The following is a 15,539-nucleotide window of genomic DNA, read 5'->3' as shown; positions in this document are numbered from 1 at the left end:
TGGAGCGATTAATGAGAAAAAAGATAAGATGGGGAATTATGGGCACTGGAACCATTGCTCATAGTTTTGCTGAAGGATGGAGTAATGTATTAGATGGAGAACTTTATGCTGTAGCCTCTCGAAGTAAGGAGAAGGCTGAACAATTTGGAAAAAAATATAATTCTACAAAAATATACGACAGTTATGAAAATTTAGTTCAGGATAAAGATATAGATGTGATTTATATTGCTACACCAAATACCTTGCATAAAGAACATATTCTTCTTTGCTTAAATAATAATAAAGCTGTGTTATGTGAAAAGCCTCTAACAATTAATGCAATAGAGGCAGAAGAAATAATAAAGACTGCACGAGAGAAAAAACTTTTTTTAATGGAGGCTATGTGGTCTAGATTTTCTCCTATTATGGATAAAGTTCGCAGGTGGATTAATGAAGGCGTTTTAGGAGAAATCCGCATGGTTAAAGCAGATTTTGGTTTTAGAAGAGAAGGTCCGCCAGAAGAGAGAAAAGTTAGCCCTAGCAGAGGAGGGGGAGCTTTATTAGATGTAGGAGTATATCCTATATCTTTTGCATCTATGGTACTAAAGAAGTCACCTAAAAATATTACTGGAATTACTAGTTTTTTGGATACAGGAGTTGATGAACAATCCTCTATGCTTTTAGGATATGATAAAGGGGAAATGGCGGTCTTATCCTGTGCAATTAATACTCCAATACCTAAAGAAGCTACGATTATAGGAAATAAAGGATTTATTCATATACCAGAATTTAATATGGCCAAAAAGGCAACTTTATCAATTGTAGGTAAAGAGCCTATGACTGTAGAAATACCTATAAAAGGCAATGGATATAATTATGAGGCTGAAGAAGTAATAAATTGTTTAAGAAATGGTAAAATAGAGAGTGAGATAATGCCATTAGACGAATCTCTTTCTATTATTAAGGTTATGGATGAACTTAGGAGGCAGTGGGGGCTTAGATATCCTACTGAGGGATAAGAAAGTTCTTAATCGCTAATCATTAAAAACATAAGTAGTGATTAGCGATTTTTTTATTTTTTAATTAAAATATGGTAGATAGCAGACAATAATTAAAAATTGTTTTTAAAGTATTTACAGAGGAGGAAATATAGTATATACTGATGTATATACATTAGTATACGGAGGGTGTAAAGATGAAAGATAATGTAAAGAAAATGACTTATGCAGGATTATTAACAGGTCTCGCAATTATAATTCCACTTTATTTTGGATTTCTAAAGGTACAAGCAGGACCATTTACAGCAACTTTAGCTTCTCACGTTCCAGTATTTTTAGCTATGTTCTTTGGACCAGCAGCAGCTGTAGCTGTAGGAATAGGTTCAACTTTAGGATTTTTAATTACAACACCATTAGTTGTTGCAGCAAGAGCATTTATGCATGTATTTGTAGGATTTGTGGGTGCTCATTTACTTAAAAAGGGAGTTGATTTTAAAATTGTAATCCTAATTACAGCACCTATACACGGGATTTTAGAAGCAATAGCAGTAATTCCATTTGGGTTTAACATGTACAAGGTATTAGTTGTAGTTGGAATTGGAACAGTACTTCATCACTTGGTAGATGGAATAATTTCATTTGCTCTAGCAAAAGCACTAAGTAAGACAGGAAAAACAGAATTCGCCGTAAAAGCAGGAAATTAGAACTAGATTTTGCAGCAATTTAGTTCTAGTGGAGGCACCTGTGGTGCGAGTGGAGAAGTTTAGGAGTTTAAGGAGTGTAGAGAGTTTAGAAAGTAAGGAAATAATTAAACAGAGCTTAATTATAATACGCTATTGCTAGGAAGCTGCAATGAACGTAATATAACCTATAGTTCTAAATTGTAGCTTTTCCTGCGGCAAAACATCATTTATGGGATTTGCATTGTAGAAAGCGTTGAACAAGCATTAGAAGCTCTTTATTTCTGAGTTTAAAACACCGTAAGAACCTTCTATTGTTTGAACGACAGTGAGTTTAGAAGGTTTAAGGGGGTTAAAGTTAGAAATATTAGAGCTTCTTTGCGTAGTGAAGCTTTTCTAAATGCAAATCCAATAGGTGATGTTATATATTAAGTAAGTGTTTTTACAACTTCCTTTAGTTTTTCTCTTATAGAAATGTGTTGAGGACATACCTCTTCACATTTTCCACATTCAATACAAGAAGAAGCTTTAGCTTTATCTTCTAATTTAGAATATAACTTAGAGCTGTTTTCTAAATTATTGTATACAAAGGCTTCATTATATAGAGAAAAGTTTTTTGGAATATCAACTCCCGCAGGACAAGGTACGCAGTATTTGCAGGAAGTACAGTTTACTTTTATAAGATCTTTATATTTAGTCTTTACTAGATTTATTAATTCAATTTCTTCTGAACTTAAAGAGTTTATTTCTGATTTATCTGCAATTTTTATGTTTTCTATAACTTGTTCCATGCTGCTCATTCCACTTAGTACTATTGAAACTTCAGGTTGATTCAAAAGCCATTGTAGTGCCCATTCTGCAGGAGTTTTTTTTACCTTATAGCTATTCCATAGATCCTTTATAATCTTTGGTGGTTCTTGAGCTAGTTTACCTCCTTTTAAAGGTTCCATTACGATTACAGCAAGCCCTTTATTATAAGCATATTTCAATCCTTCAATTCCAGCTTGGTAATATTCATCCATATAATTATATTGTATTTGACAGAATGTCCAATCATAAGAATCTACTATTTCTTTAAAGGTGTTGATGTCATCGTGGAAGGAGAAACCTATGTGTTTTATTCTTCCATCTTTAAGTGCTCTTTCTATAAATTTAAAAACATTGAGAGACTTTATTTTTGTCCATCTTTCTTTATCAAGGGCATGTAGAAGATACATATCTATATAATCAGTTTCTAATTTTTTTAATTGCTCATTCAAGTATTTATCAAAATCTTCATGTTTTTCTACGAGCCAAACAGGAGATTTAGTAGCAAGCTTTACTTTTTCTCTATAATCATCCTTTAGAGCTTTAGCAACTAAAAGTTCACTATTGCCATTATGATATGGATATGCTGTATCAATATAATTAACACCATTATCAATAGCATATCTTAACATTCTAATGGCTTCATTTTCATTAATTTTTTTATCTTTTGTAGGAAAACGCATACATCCAAAACCTAAGGCGGATACTTCAAAATCACACCTGCCAAACTTTCTATATTTCATTTCACAGCCTCCCCCCATCATAATAAAAATTATAATGTTCATTTTTATAATTATGATTAGTAATATATTATATACTAGAATTCTGAATAATTAAAGAATATACTATAAGTATAGAAAGCGTATAAAGGATTATAGATAGGAGGATTTATATGGAAAAAAAGATTATTAATGTAGATGAGGACACTATTCACAAAATTATATCGGAACTAAAAGAAATTCAAGATTTAACTCCTGATGATGCTATAAAATTTAGAATAAATAATTTGCTTAGCATAATTGAAAAACTTTCATCTAAAAATGAGTCAGACTCTATCGAAGAGATTATATACAAAAAAATGAAAGAATCTGTATCAAGAAACCCTGAACTAAATGTAAAATTATATATGCTTTATAGAAGCTTGTCTGATGGAAGAATTTCAGAAGAAAAAGCAAAGGAAATGTATGAAACTTATGTACAAATGTATCCGTATGATACTTTAATATACTAACTCAAATATATGAAAGATACCTATAAGGTATCTTTCTTGATTTTTAGACTTGATTTTTACTTTATGGTATAACAATTAGAAGATATTTATGGATTAGATAAATACGATAAAGGATTATTTATTATTGAATTTTAAAGATATTATGATGATATTTAGGACAAAATACTATATGATGGGTGCATTGATGATAGTGCAAAGGAGATGAAATATTAAATGCAAGGTAAAGTTAAAAGCTATCAAGAGTAAAGTATATTTGTAAAAGAGGTAGGTGATATACAAATTCTTTAACACATAAGGAGGAATATTAATGGAAGCGATTAAGCTAAAAGATAATATATACTGGATTGGAGTTAAAGATCCTGGTCTTGAAGTATTTGATATTATAATGACTACTAAAAAAGGTACAACATATAATTCTTATATTATAAATGATGATAAAGTAGCTGTTATTGATAGTGTAAAAGATGGGTTCTGGGAAGAATCTCTTGAGAGAATAAAGTCTATAATAGGTGATAAAAATATAAATTATATAATAGTGCAGCATACGGAGCTTGATCACAGTGGATGTGTAAAAAGATTTTTAGAGGAATATCCTGATGCTATAGTAATAGGAAGCAAGGCAGCTTTAACTTATATGAAAGATATACTAAACAGAGATTTTAAAGGGGAAAATATAAATGATATTCCAGAGTTAAATTTGGGAAAAACGACTTTGAAATTTATATCAGTTCCAAACTTACATTGGCCAGATACAATGGTTACATATGTACCGGAAAAGAAAGTGCTTTTTAGCTGCGATATAACAGGAGCACATTATTGTCCAAAAGATTTAATAATGGATAGAAATAATGAAGATTATATAAAAGAGTTTAAGTATTATTTTGATACTATAATGTCACCTTTTAAAAACTTCGTATTATCAGGATTGGATAAAATAGAAAAACTGGATATTGACATGGTTGCTCCAAGCCATGGTCCAATACATGCTGGGAATAATGCAAAAGAGGCTCTCAAGCTTTATAGAAAAATGGCAATAGAAGAACCAATAGAGAAAAATATACAAATATTATATGTTTCGGCTTATCATAATACAGAGATTATGGCTGAATATTTAGGAAAAAAATTAAATGAAAAAGGAATTAAAACAGAAGTGCATGAAATAACTTCATTGAAGCTTGAAAAAGCAGTGGAGCTTGTTAATAGATCAACTGGATTTTTAATAGGCTCTCCAACCATAAATCAGGATGCAGTGGAACCAGTTTGGAGACTATTAGCTGCTATACCTATAATACAAAATAGAGGTAAAGCATGTGGTGCTTTTGGTTCTTATGGATGGAGTGGAGAGGGTGTGAAAATGATGACTGATAGATTAAAATCTATGAAGTTTAAAGTTGTGGAGGAAGGTTTTAAGTTTAAGTTTGTGCCAGATAAAGAAGAATATAGGGCTGCTGATGAATTTATTGATAAGTTTATGAAATTGGTTAAATAAAAAAATAAACATAATTTAGGCTATTTTTGATAACATTAGAATATATAATTATCAAGTTGAACTTTAAATGGAATAGAATATTGAAAATAGGAGTGAAAAAATGAATAAAAAAGAAGTATTACAGTTTTTAAGAGAAAATGGGTTAGAGGATGTAGAGGAGATTAGTGCTAAAAATGGATTATTAGTAGTTAGATTTTTTTATGAATTTGATGAGGATGAATTAGAGGCTGCAAGAGGCTATGCTAATGATGAAAGTGAAGAAGATGAGGATGGAGACAGCTGGAGAGAAGAATATTATCTACCATATTTAGATGATATAGCAACAGATAATGTAGGAGAAATAATAGAAGAGGTGGCAGAAGAGTTTAATGTAATTGGGCAGTATGTATCTTATGACTCTAATGAAGAAAATCGTTGTGAATTTATAGGAGTATTTTCAAATGAAGATTTTGATATTGAAGAGGTTTTAGAAGAATTAGATTTATAAATAGTTTAAGCACAGGCTTTATAGTAAAGCTTGTGCTTTTGATCTAAACTCATTGTTTACGCTTTTCGTATTCTACTAGAAGTTTATCTAAATGTCTGCTGCAATTTAAAACTTCATCCTCTAATGGACTATTTAAATATAAAAGGCTATTTAGTCTTTCTCTCCAATACTGAATTCTTTCATCTAAAGTTTTTAATGTCTCTTCCATGATTTACTATCTACCTCTCATTTTATAATAAATATATAGTATCATATATCTCAAAAAATGTTAACAAATCTAATTGGAAGAAAAAATAAGCAATTATTACAATATAGTATATAAGAGTGATTTAAATTAGCACATTAAATTATTTTATAAAATTATAATATTTGTAAGTAGAAAAATTTAATGTATACGTATAAATATTTCTATAATAATCTTGAATAATACAATATATGTGTTATAATAATTAAGGCATTTTAATACTAAGTGCTACAATATTATTTAAAAATGATAAAGAATAATATGGTTTTGATTAACTGTGATATAAATATGGAGGGTTAAGAAATGTACAATATAGATATAGCTATGGGATTGGTTAGGGTAACAGAAGCAGCAGCTTTAAATGGAGCTAAGCTTATGGGAAGAGGAGATAAGAATGCAGCAGATCAGGCGGCAGTAGATGGAATGGAAAAAGCTTTTAATATGATGCCAATAAGAGGGAAGGTAGTAATCGGAGAAGGAGAAATGGATGAAGCTCCTATGCTGTATATAGGACAAAAAGTAGGACTTTGGCATGAAGATATGCCTAAAATGGATATAGCTGTAGATCCTGTAGACGGTACTGTTCTTATTGCAAAAGGACTTCCGAATTCTATTGCTGTTGTAGCTATGGGGCCAGAAGGAAGTTTGCTTCACGCTCCAGATATGTATATGAAAAAGATAGCAGTGGGAGCAGGAGCTAAGGGTGCTATAGATATAAATAAGTCACCTAAGGAAAATATTATAAATGTAGCTAAAGCATTAGGTAAAGACGTAACTGAGCTTACAATTATAGTTCAAGAAAGGGAAAGACATAACTATATTGTAGAGCAAGCCAGGGAAGTAGGAGCAAGAGTAAAGCTATTTGGAGAAGGAGACGTTGCTGCTATTTTAGCTTGTGGTTTTGAAAATACTGGAATAGATTTAATGATGGGAACTGGAGGAGCACCTGAAGGAGTTATAGCAGCTGCTGCTATAAAATGTATGGGAGGAGAAATGCAAGCATTGCTTCAGCCTCAAAATGAAAAAGAAATAAAAAGATGTATATCCATGGGAATTGATGATGTTGAAAAAGTTTTGACCATAGATGATTTAGTTAGAACTGATGATGTATACTTCGCAGCTACAGCCCTAACAGACAGTGATTTATTAAAAGGTGTTGTATTTTCAAGGAATGATATAGCAACTACTCATTCTGTAGTAATGAGATCAAAGACAGGAACCATAAGATTTGTAGAAACCATCCATCATATTAATAAAAGCAGTTTAATATAAAGTCATCACATAAAAAACTTGCATATAATTGCAAGTTTTTTATCTATACAAGCTCTTTATTTCTGGATTTAAAACACCGTAAGAACCTTCTATTGTCTGAGTGATAGCGAGCTTAGAAGGTTTAGGAGTTTTAAAGTTAGAAATATTAGAGCTTTTTTGCGAAGTGAAGCTTTTCTAAATGCAAATCTCATGCATTATGTTATATTTAATAAAATTGTATCGCAATTTTATTAAATTCTGTTATGGATAAAATTCCTATTATAATGTAAAATATTATATTAATAAAAAGATTAATCAAATCTATAACATCATTACAAAGGGGTAAAGAGAAGACAATGAAGATAACAGTAGAAGACTTAATAAGAGATTTAAATTTTGAAGTGCTAATTGAAGGGAAAAGGAATACAGAAATAAAAACCAGTGATATAAATAGACCGGGGCTTCAGTTTGCAGGATTTTATAGTTATTTTGCAAATTCAAGGGTTCAATTAATAGGAAAAGCAGAGTGGAGTTTTATAGATAACATGCCAGAAGAGATTATAAAGAAAAGAATGAAGAAGTTTTTTCAGTTTGAAACTCCATGCATAATCATAGCAAGAGGATTAGAACCTCATAAAGAGCTTATAGAAAATGCTAAATTAAATAATAGATGGGTATTGAGAACTAATCTTTTAACTACCCAAGTTGTAACTAGGTTAAAAAACTATTTAGATGCAAAATTAGCTCCAGAAACCAGGGTACATGGAGTTTTGCTTGATGTATATGGTATAGGAATATTAATAACTGGAGAAAGCGGTATAGGTAAGACAGAAACTGCTTTGGAGTTAATCAAAAGGGGACATAGATTAGTTGCGGATGATGCTGTAGATATAAAGGAAATAGATGGAGAGCTCCATGGAACAGCGCCTCATATAACATCAGGAATGATGGAAGTTAGAGGTATGGGAATAATAGATGTGCCAGCACTTTATGGACTTAGTTCTGTTTTGGAGGAAAAAACCATAGATATTATAATATATTTAGAACAATGGAGAGAAGAACAGAACTATGATAGATTAGGTTTAGATGAAGATTATGTAGAAATATTAAATGTTCCAGTGAGAAAGATAACTATTCCCATAAGACCTGGAAGAAATATTGCAGTTATAATAGAGGCAGCTGCTGCAAATTATAGATACAGTTTAGTTTCCAAAGTATCTCCGGTAGAAACTATTGATAAGAGAATGGAGGAAATGATGAAAATTGAAAAATACAATAAGGGAAATAGTTAAAGAAAAAAGAAAATCCATTCCTAAAAAAGCCAAAGAAAAGATGGATGACATTATATTTAATAAAGTATTAGAAAGTGAAGCTTATAAAAATGCAAAATTAATCTTTGTTTATGTTAGTTTTGAAGGAGAAGTGGATACCCATAGAATTATTAAATATGCATTAAATCACAATAAGAGAATTTGTGTACCTAAGATAATTTCAATAAAAGAAGGGTTTAGAGCAGTTGAAATAAAATCTTTCGAAGAATTAGAAGAAGGAGCTTATAATATTTTAGAACCTGAAAGTTTTGAAAATGAAGTAAATGAAAAAGATATAGATTTAATTTTGATGCCTGGAGTAGCCTTTGATAAAAATGGAGGAAGGGTAGGCTATGGAGGAGCTTTTTATGATAGATTTTTAAAAAATGTAAGGGAGAATGCATTAAAAATAGCATTAGCTTATGACTTTCAAATTTTTGATGAGGTCCCTATGGAAGAACATGATATCAGAATTGATGGAATAATAACAAACTAAAATAAGCATAATAGTATCAAGAATGAGTATCTTCTATAAGGATTGTGATTTTATGCAGGTTCTAGATATTCTGGATGATTTTAAAGAGACAGATGATGAATGGAGAGTAGGAAAAAGCAATTACTGGATATTAATAAATAAGAATGAGATAGATGAGATTAAGAAAAAAATTGTTTTGGATGAAGAAAGTGTTAATTTAGTTTCAAATTTAGGAAGCAATTCATCTAAAATAATTTTTTTTGATGGATATATGTTTTTAAGTTTTAACATATTAGGATACAAGAATTCCATAGTGAAAAGTAGAAATTTACATATGTACGTAAGCAGAGATTATATAATCACTATCTGTGATGAAGATATAAGCATAATAAAAGACTTTATTCAAGATATAAATGAAATGAAAAATTGTTTTATGCTGAAAAATAATCCTACGCCAGCCATGGTTCTTTATTATATTTTAGACAGGATAATAGTTAAAAATTACAATATAATAGCTAAAATAGAAGCAAAGGCAGATGAAATAGAATTGGCTATCTTAAAAAATCCTTCCCATGAGCAGGCAGATGAATTAATTCATTTGAGAAGACAATTATATAAACTTAGAAAATACTTGAATCCTTTAAGATATGTAGGGGACAGCTTAGCTAGCAATGATAATTCTATAATAGAAGAAAAGGATATAGAACATTTTAAGAACATCAATGTAAAAATAAATAAGCTCATGTCTACTTTAGAAAGTTTAGTTCAAGATTTAGCTCTTGTAAGGGAAGCTTTTGAATCTGAAATAGCCAATAAAACTAATGACTTAATGAAAATATTTACTATAATAACGAGTATATTTTTACCATTAAATTTGCTAACAAGTATGCATGGGATGAATTTTGAAAAAATGCCATTTAGCGAGTCTCCCTATGGATATTATTATATAGTTCTAATAATGATAGTTATATCTGGAATCCTTATATACGTATTTAAGAGAAAAAGATGGTTATAAATAATAATAACAATAATAAGTTGGGTTTCATGAGTTGTTTTTGAAATCCTAAGTTTTGTGATATAATGAATTTTGAACCCAATAGGGCAAAAGATGCAATAAATTATATATATAGGGGGAAAGTATATGTCATCAAAAAAGAATATAAAGAATTCATTAGAAAAAAACTATGATTATGCTTGGGATAAATACTCTAAAGAAGATTTAGAAAAGGTATTTGCATTAAATGATAGATACATAGATTTTATGTCAAAATGTAAGACTGAAAGGGAATGCGTAAGAGAATTTATTGCTATAGCAGAGAAAAAAGGATATAGGAATCTTGAAGATATTATAAAAGAAAATGGTAAGTTAAAAGCTGGAGATAAGGTCTATGCAAATAATATGGATAAGACTTTAGCTATGTTTGTAGTAGGAAGTGAACCCCTAGAAAAAGGTATGAGAATATTAGGAGCTCATGTAGATTCTCCAAGGTTAGATTTAAAACAAAATCCATTATATGAAGATACGGATTTAGCTATGCTTGATACTCACTATTATGGTGGAGTTAAAAAATATCAATGGGTAACAATACCTCTTGCCATCCATGGAGTCTTTGCTAAAAAAGATGGAAGCATTGTAAATGTAGTTATAGGAGAAGATGATAATGATCCAGTTATAGGAATTTCTGACCTTTTAATTCATTTGGCTGCAAACCAAATGGAAAAAAAATTAGCTAAAGGAATTGAGGGAGAAGATTTAAATATATTAGTAGGAAGCATGCCTATAAAAGATAAAGAAGCTAAAAACAGGGTAAAACAAAACATACTAAGACTATTAAATGATAAATATGGCATAGATGAAGAAGATTTTGTATCTGCTGAACTTGAAGTTGTACCAGCAGGACGTGCAAGACATTATGGACTTGATAGAAGCATGGTTATGGCCTATGGGCATGATGATAGAGTATGTGCTTATACTTCTTTTGAAGCTATGTTACAGGTTAATAACCCAACAAAAACTTGTGTTACTTTGCTAGTTGATAAAGAAGAAATAGGAAGTGTTGGAGCAACAGGAATGCAATCAAGATTCTTCGAGAATACAGTAGCTGAAGTTATGGAGCTTAAAGAAGGATTTAATGAATTGAGATTTAGACGTGCTCTTGCAAATTCAAAAATGTTATCATCAGATGTAAGTGCGGCTTTTGATCCAAACTATCCATCAGTAATGGAGAAGAGAAATTCAGCTTACTTTGGAAAAGGAGTTGTGTTTAATAAATATACAGGCGCTAGAGGAAAATCTGGTTCAAATGATGCTAATGCAGAATTTGTAGGTCAGATTAGAGCTATAATGGATAAGCACAATGTTACATGGCAAACTGCTGAGCTTGGAAAGGTTGATCAAGGTGGTGGTGGAACTATAGCTTATATTCTTGCTCAGTACGGAATGGAAGTTATAGATTGTGGAGTTGCTGTTCAAAATATGCATGCACCATGGGAAGTTGTATCTAAAGCAGACGTATACGAAACAATGAGAGCCTATGATGCTTTCTTAAAAGAAGCCTAAAAGCTAAAGCCTCTATGTTTATAGGGGCTTTAATTTTTCTAAAAATATATTAAGTTCTTCACCTATTAATGTAGAGGTTCCAATATATCCATGTTTATGATCTTCTTCACCAACACCGTGATAATCAGAACCAGCAGTAATTATTTTCTTGTACTTTTTAGCTAGATATCTAAAAAATTCTTCTTCGCCTTCCTTATTAAGAGGGTAAACTGCTTCTATGCAATCAAAATCTTGTTTTATAATTTCCTCTACTGGAGATTTTTTTATTAATGTAGGGTGGGCAAGGCTTATAACGGCTTTAACAGATTTTAAAATTTCAATTCCTTCAGCTATGCTAATTCTTTTATTTGGAACATAAGCAGGACTGTCAGAGCTTAAAAATTTATTGAAAATATATTTAAAATCATAAGGATATCCAGCATCTATTATAGCTTTAGCTATATGAGGTCTTGCAATTACGCTGTGATTAGCATGAAGCAACTTTTGAAAGTTTAATTCTATATTAAAAAACTTTTTTAAATTGTTTACTATTTTTTCAGCTCTAACTATTCTATAATCTTGTATTTCTTTTAAATAATTTTGAAAGTAATCTGACTTGAAAGAATTATCTCTAAAATAACCTAATATATGAATGCTTTCATCATTATATCTAGTAGACAACTCAATACCAGGAATGACCTTAATTCCAATGCTATTTCCTTCTCTTATACCCTCTTCTACCCCAAAGGTATTATCATGATCAGTTATAGCTATAACATCTAATCCTTTATTTTTAGCTAAGTTCACCAGTTCACTAGGGGATAATCTGCCATCCGATGAAGTAGTGTGAAGATGAAGGTCTCCTTTAATGTACATTATATCACCCCTCTATAGTTTAAAATTCGCAGTTAATAATAATTATTATATACCCAAATACATAATAAAATAAAGCTGACTTTTTAATATATATAAAGCTTTTAAGAATATAGTCTAATATAAAGCAAATAATAAAGGAAATACTATATTTATTAAAAAATCTAATATTCTCGTGAAAATTTTGGTAAAATATAAATACATACATAGATAAAGGAGGACATTAAATGGAGTTTAAATTAAATGAAGTTTATCATGGATTTAAATTGGTTGAAGAAAAAGAAGTTAAAGAAATAAACTCTAAAGCCAGAATATTTGAACACAAAAAAAGTGGTGCAAGACTTTTGAGTTTACAAAATGATGATGATAATAAGGTATTTTCAATAGGATTTAGAACTCCACCCAGTGACAGCACTGGTGTGCCTCATATTATGGAGCATTCTGTATTATGCGGTTCAAGAAAATTTCCTATAAAAGATCCTTTCGTTGAACTTGCTAAAGGCTCTTTAAATACTTTTTTAAATGCTATGACTTTTTCTGATAAAACAATATATCCTGTAGCTAGCAGAAATGAAAAGGACTTTTTTAACTTGATGGATGTATACTTAGATGCGGTTTTTTATCCTAATATATATAAATATCCGGAAATATTAGCTCAAGAAGGATGGCATTATGAGCTAAACAGTAAAGAAGATGAAATAACCTATAGGGGAGTAGTATACAATGAAATGAAAGGAGTATTCTCATCACCAGAGGATATTTTATATAGAAAGATTCAAGAATCCTTATTTCCAGACACTACATATGGAGTAGAATCTGGAGGAGATCCTGAATATATTCCAGATTTAACGCAGGAACAATTCTTAGAGTTCCATAGAAAATTTTATCATCCATCCAATAGTTATATATACTTATATGGAAATGGTGATTTAGAAAAACAACTTGAATTTATAGATAAAGAGTATTTAAGTAAATTCGAAAGAAAAGAAATAGATTCTCATATAGATTATCAAAAACCTTTTGGGGAAATAAAAGAAGTAAAGGCAGAATATCCAATAGCTAGAGAAAATGCTGGGGAGGATAAAACATTTTTAACCTTAAATTTTGGATTTAAGGAAAACAATCCAGAAGTATATTTAGCCTTTGAAATATTAGAATATCTTCTTTTAGAAACACCAGCAGCGCCTCTAAAAAAGGTTCTTATAGAAAAAAATGTTGGTAAAGATGTATACGGATTTTTTGACCATGGAATACTTCAGCCAGTATTTAGCATTATAGTGAAGAATTCTAACGAAAATAAAAAAGAGGAGTTTAAGAAGATAGTTTTTGATACATTAAGCTCTCTTGCGAAAAATGGAATAGATAAAAAGTTAATTGAAGCATGTATAAATATAAAAGAATTTAAATTAAGAGAAGAAGATACCAGAAGTTATCCAAAGGGATTGATATATTATATCAAGGCTATGGATAGTTGGCTTTATGACAAACACCCATTAACTTATTTAGAATATGAAGAAACTTTATCTAAAATAAAGTCAGCTTTAACTACAAATTATTTTGAAAAACTTATTGAAGAATATTTAATAAATGCAAATCATGGTACAATGCTCATTTTAAGTCCTAAAGCTGGTCTTGCAGAGGAGAAAGATGAAAGGCTTAAAAATAAATTAAAAGAGTATAAGGCTTCTCTTTCAGAAGAAGAAATAGAAGAAATGATAAATAGAACCATTGCTCTTAGAGAAAGACAAACATCTGAAGAATCTAAGGAAGACTTAGAGAAAATACCGTTACTTTCATTAGAGGATATTAATCCTAAAGCAGAGAAACTGCCTTTAAAGGAAATGAGGTTAGGAGATAATACTCTGCTTCTTCATAACATGTTTACAAATAAAATTGCTTATATAAAGTTTGTGTTTGATACTAGAACTGTAGAAGAAAAACTCATACCTTATATAGGTCTTTTATCAGGAATACTAGGAAAAATAGGAACAGAAAATCATGACTATAGTGATTTAGCTAATGAGATAAATATATATACTGGTGGAGTTGCATTCTCATCAGCAACCTTTATACAAAATGGAACAAAGGGAGAATATGTTCCTAAATTTATTGTTAAATCAAAAGCTTTGATAGAAAAGGTTCCTAAGTTGTTAGAGCTTTTAGAAGAAATTCTTGTAAGAACAAAGTTAGATGATAAGAAAAGATTAAAAGAGATTATACAAGAAATGAAATCTCGATTAGAAATGGCCATATTTGATGCAGGTCACATTGTAGCTGCAAACAGATTGTTTTCATATTTCTCTCCAGTTGGAAGATATGAGGAGCTTATATCAGGGCTAGAATTTTATGAATTTGTTGAAGAACTTGAAAGAAATTTTGATAGCAAGGTTAATGAAATTATAAAAAATCTTCAAGAAGTAGAAAGAGCTATTTTCAATAAGAAAAATTTAATTATAAGTGTTGCTGTTGATGAAGAAGGTTATAAAGATATAGAAGGGAATTTAGAAAACTTCTTAAATAAGTTAAGAGATAATAATCTAGAAATAAAAGAATATAATCTTGAATTTAAAAACAAAAATGAAGGTCTGTTAACTCAAGGGAATGTCCAATATGTAGTTAAAGGGTATAATTATAAAGAGTTAGGATATAGGTATAAAGGAAGTATGCAGGTTCTTAGAACCATAGAAAGTTTAGAGTATTTGTGGAATAAAATTCGTGTTCTCGGAGGTGCTTATGGTGCTTTTGCAAGCTTTGGAAGAAGTGGAAATATGTTTTTTGGCTCCTATAGAGATCCTAATTTAAAAGAAACCTTAGAGGTCTATGATAAAGCAGAAGAATATTTAAAAAACTTTACAGTAGATGACAGAGAAATGACTAAGTATATAATAGGTACAATAAGCAGTTTAGATGCTCCTTTAACTCCAGCTTCAAAGTCAGAGAAAGCTTTAGCTTATTATTTAAGCAAAATTACTTATGAAGATCTTCAAAAAGAAAGAGATGAAATTTTAGGATGTACTCAGGAGGATATAAGAGCCTTTGCAGATATGATAAAAGATTGCATGTCTAAAAACTACTTATGTGTTTTAGGAAATTCATCTAAATTAAAAGAAAATAAAGAAGTCTTTGAAGAACTTAAAGAAGTATTTAAATAAAAAATGTAGAGAGTTAACTTTTAA

At 30.1% G+C, this 15,539-nt stretch carries 14 protein-coding genes; 11 read left to right on the top strand and 3 right to left on the bottom strand.

Annotated elements, in window-relative coordinates:
- The first annotated feature begins 11 nt into the window (after window positions 1–11).
- Together CPAL_RS12495 and CPAL_RS12490 are read left to right on the top strand one after the other, a co-directional pair.
- Window positions 12–998, top strand: a complete 987-nt coding sequence (locus CPAL_RS12495; protein WP_106024755.1) for a Gfo/Idh/MocA family protein — start codon at window positions 12–14, stop codon at window positions 996–998.
- A 176-nt stretch (window positions 999–1,174) separates the two neighbouring features.
- Window positions 1,175–1,681, top strand: coding sequence for a hypothetical protein (locus CPAL_RS12490; protein ID WP_061857181.1), 507 nt, complete (start codon window positions 1,175–1,177; stop codon window positions 1,679–1,681).
- Between the two features lie 404 nt (window positions 1,682–2,085).
- Here CPAL_RS12490 and CPAL_RS12485 read toward each other — a convergent pair whose 3' ends face one another.
- Window positions 2,086–3,207, bottom strand: a complete 1,122-nt coding sequence (locus CPAL_RS12485; RefSeq protein WP_061857180.1) for an aldo/keto reductase — start codon at window positions 3,205–3,207, stop codon at window positions 2,086–2,088.
- 149 nt (window positions 3,208–3,356) lie between these two features.
- Here CPAL_RS12485 and CPAL_RS12480 point away from each other — a divergent pair, with 149 nt between their 5' ends.
- From CPAL_RS12480 to CPAL_RS12470, 3 genes are all read left to right on the top strand, one after another.
- Window positions 3,357–3,695, top strand: a complete 339-nt coding sequence (locus CPAL_RS12480; RefSeq protein ID WP_061857179.1) for a hypothetical protein — start codon at window positions 3,357–3,359, stop codon at window positions 3,693–3,695.
- A gap of 307 nt (window positions 3,696–4,002) precedes the next feature.
- On the top strand, window positions 4,003–5,184 hold the full coding sequence (locus tag CPAL_RS12475) for an FprA family A-type flavoprotein (protein ID WP_061857178.1): 1,182 nt from the start codon (window positions 4,003–4,005) through the stop codon (window positions 5,182–5,184).
- Window positions 5,185–5,284: 100 nt separating this feature from the next.
- Window positions 5,285–5,671, top strand: coding sequence for a hypothetical protein (locus CPAL_RS12470; protein WP_061857177.1), 387 nt, complete (start codon window positions 5,285–5,287; stop codon window positions 5,669–5,671).
- 49 nt (window positions 5,672–5,720) lie between these two features.
- On the opposite strand, the gene CPAL_RS12465 is transcribed toward CPAL_RS12470, so the two are convergent.
- Window positions 5,721–5,879 carry an aspartyl-phosphate phosphatase Spo0E family protein gene (locus CPAL_RS12465; RefSeq protein ID WP_082787796.1) on the bottom strand — a complete coding sequence of 53 codons (159 nt, stop codon included), beginning with the start codon at window positions 5,877–5,879 and terminating at the stop codon, window positions 5,721–5,723.
- A 339-nt stretch (window positions 5,880–6,218) separates the two neighbouring features.
- On the opposite strand from CPAL_RS12465, the gene glpX reads away from it, so the two are divergent.
- From glpX to CPAL_RS12440, 5 genes are all read left to right on the top strand, one after another.
- Window positions 6,219–7,187: a class II fructose-bisphosphatase gene (gene glpX, locus CPAL_RS12460; protein WP_061857176.1), complete on the top strand. Its 969-nt coding sequence runs from the start codon at window positions 6,219–6,221 to the stop codon at window positions 7,185–7,187.
- Between the two features lie 335 nt (window positions 7,188–7,522).
- Window positions 7,523–8,458 (top strand): HPr(Ser) kinase/phosphatase, encoded by a 936-nt coding sequence (gene hprK, locus CPAL_RS12455; protein WP_061857175.1) that lies wholly within the window; start codon window positions 7,523–7,525, stop codon window positions 8,456–8,458.
- The gene (locus tag CPAL_RS12450; RefSeq protein ID WP_061857174.1) at window positions 8,430–8,972 is read left to right on the top strand and encodes a 5-formyltetrahydrofolate cyclo-ligase; all 543 of its coding nucleotides are present in this window, start codon (window positions 8,430–8,432) and stop codon (window positions 8,970–8,972) included. Before hprK ends, CPAL_RS12450 begins: the two co-directional genes overlap by 29 nt.
- 52 nt (window positions 8,973–9,024) lie before the next feature.
- Window positions 9,025–9,966: a magnesium transporter CorA family protein gene (locus CPAL_RS12445; protein WP_061857173.1), complete on the top strand. Its 942-nt coding sequence runs from the start codon at window positions 9,025–9,027 to the stop codon at window positions 9,964–9,966.
- 126 nt (window positions 9,967–10,092) lie between these two features.
- Window positions 10,093–11,511, top strand: coding sequence for an aminopeptidase (locus CPAL_RS12440; protein ID WP_061857172.1), 1,419 nt, complete (start codon window positions 10,093–10,095; stop codon window positions 11,509–11,511).
- A gap of 18 nt (window positions 11,512–11,529) precedes the next feature.
- On the opposite strand, the gene CPAL_RS12435 is transcribed toward CPAL_RS12440, so the two are convergent.
- Window positions 11,530–12,366 (bottom strand): PHP domain-containing protein, encoded by an 837-nt coding sequence (locus CPAL_RS12435; protein ID WP_061857171.1) that lies wholly within the window; start codon window positions 12,364–12,366, stop codon window positions 11,530–11,532.
- Between the two features lie 224 nt (window positions 12,367–12,590).
- On the opposite strand from CPAL_RS12435, the gene CPAL_RS12430 reads away from it, so the two are divergent.
- Complete coding sequence (locus CPAL_RS12430; RefSeq protein ID WP_106024754.1) at window positions 12,591–15,515, top strand: insulinase family protein; 2,925 nt, start codon at window positions 12,591–12,593, stop codon at window positions 15,513–15,515.
- The last annotated feature ends 24 nt before the right edge of the window (window positions 15,516–15,539 follow it).

This window comes from Clostridium thermopalmarium DSM 5974, assembly GCF_002995795.1.
Lineage (GTDB): Bacteria > Bacillota > Clostridia > Clostridiales > Clostridiaceae > Clostridium_H > Clostridium_H thermopalmarium.
This window is presented reverse-complemented; position numbering and strand designations above follow the sequence as displayed.

Coding starts and splice junctions, on each gene's coding strand:
- CPAL_RS12495 (WP_106024755.1), top strand. CDS start 12: ATGAGAAAAAAGATAAGATGGGGAATTATGGGCACTGGAACCATTGCT.
- CPAL_RS12490 (WP_061857181.1), top strand. CDS start 1,175: ATGAAAGATAATGTAAAGAAAATGACTTATGCAGGATTATTAACAGGT.
- CPAL_RS12485 (WP_061857180.1), bottom strand. CDS start 3,207: ATGAAATATAGAAAGTTTGGCAGGTGTGATTTTGAAGTATCCGCCTTA.
- CPAL_RS12480 (WP_061857179.1), top strand. CDS start 3,357: ATGGAAAAAAAGATTATTAATGTAGATGAGGACACTATTCACAAAATT.
- CPAL_RS12475 (WP_061857178.1), top strand. CDS start 4,003: ATGGAAGCGATTAAGCTAAAAGATAATATATACTGGATTGGAGTTAAA.
- CPAL_RS12470 (WP_061857177.1), top strand. CDS start 5,285: ATGAATAAAAAAGAAGTATTACAGTTTTTAAGAGAAAATGGGTTAGAG.
- CPAL_RS12465 (WP_082787796.1), bottom strand. CDS start 5,879: ATGGAAGAGACATTAAAAACTTTAGATGAAAGAATTCAGTATTGGAGA.
- glpX (WP_061857176.1), top strand. CDS start 6,219: ATGTACAATATAGATATAGCTATGGGATTGGTTAGGGTAACAGAAGCA.
- hprK (WP_061857175.1), top strand. CDS start 7,523: ATGAAGATAACAGTAGAAGACTTAATAAGAGATTTAAATTTTGAAGTG.
- CPAL_RS12445 (WP_061857173.1), top strand. CDS start 9,025: ATGCAGGTTCTAGATATTCTGGATGATTTTAAAGAGACAGATGATGAA.
- CPAL_RS12440 (WP_061857172.1), top strand. CDS start 10,093: ATGTCATCAAAAAAGAATATAAAGAATTCATTAGAAAAAAACTATGAT.
- CPAL_RS12435 (WP_061857171.1), bottom strand. CDS start 12,366: ATGTACATTAAAGGAGACCTTCATCTTCACACTACTTCATCGGATGGC.
- CPAL_RS12430 (WP_106024754.1), top strand. CDS start 12,591: ATGGAGTTTAAATTAAATGAAGTTTATCATGGATTTAAATTGGTTGAA.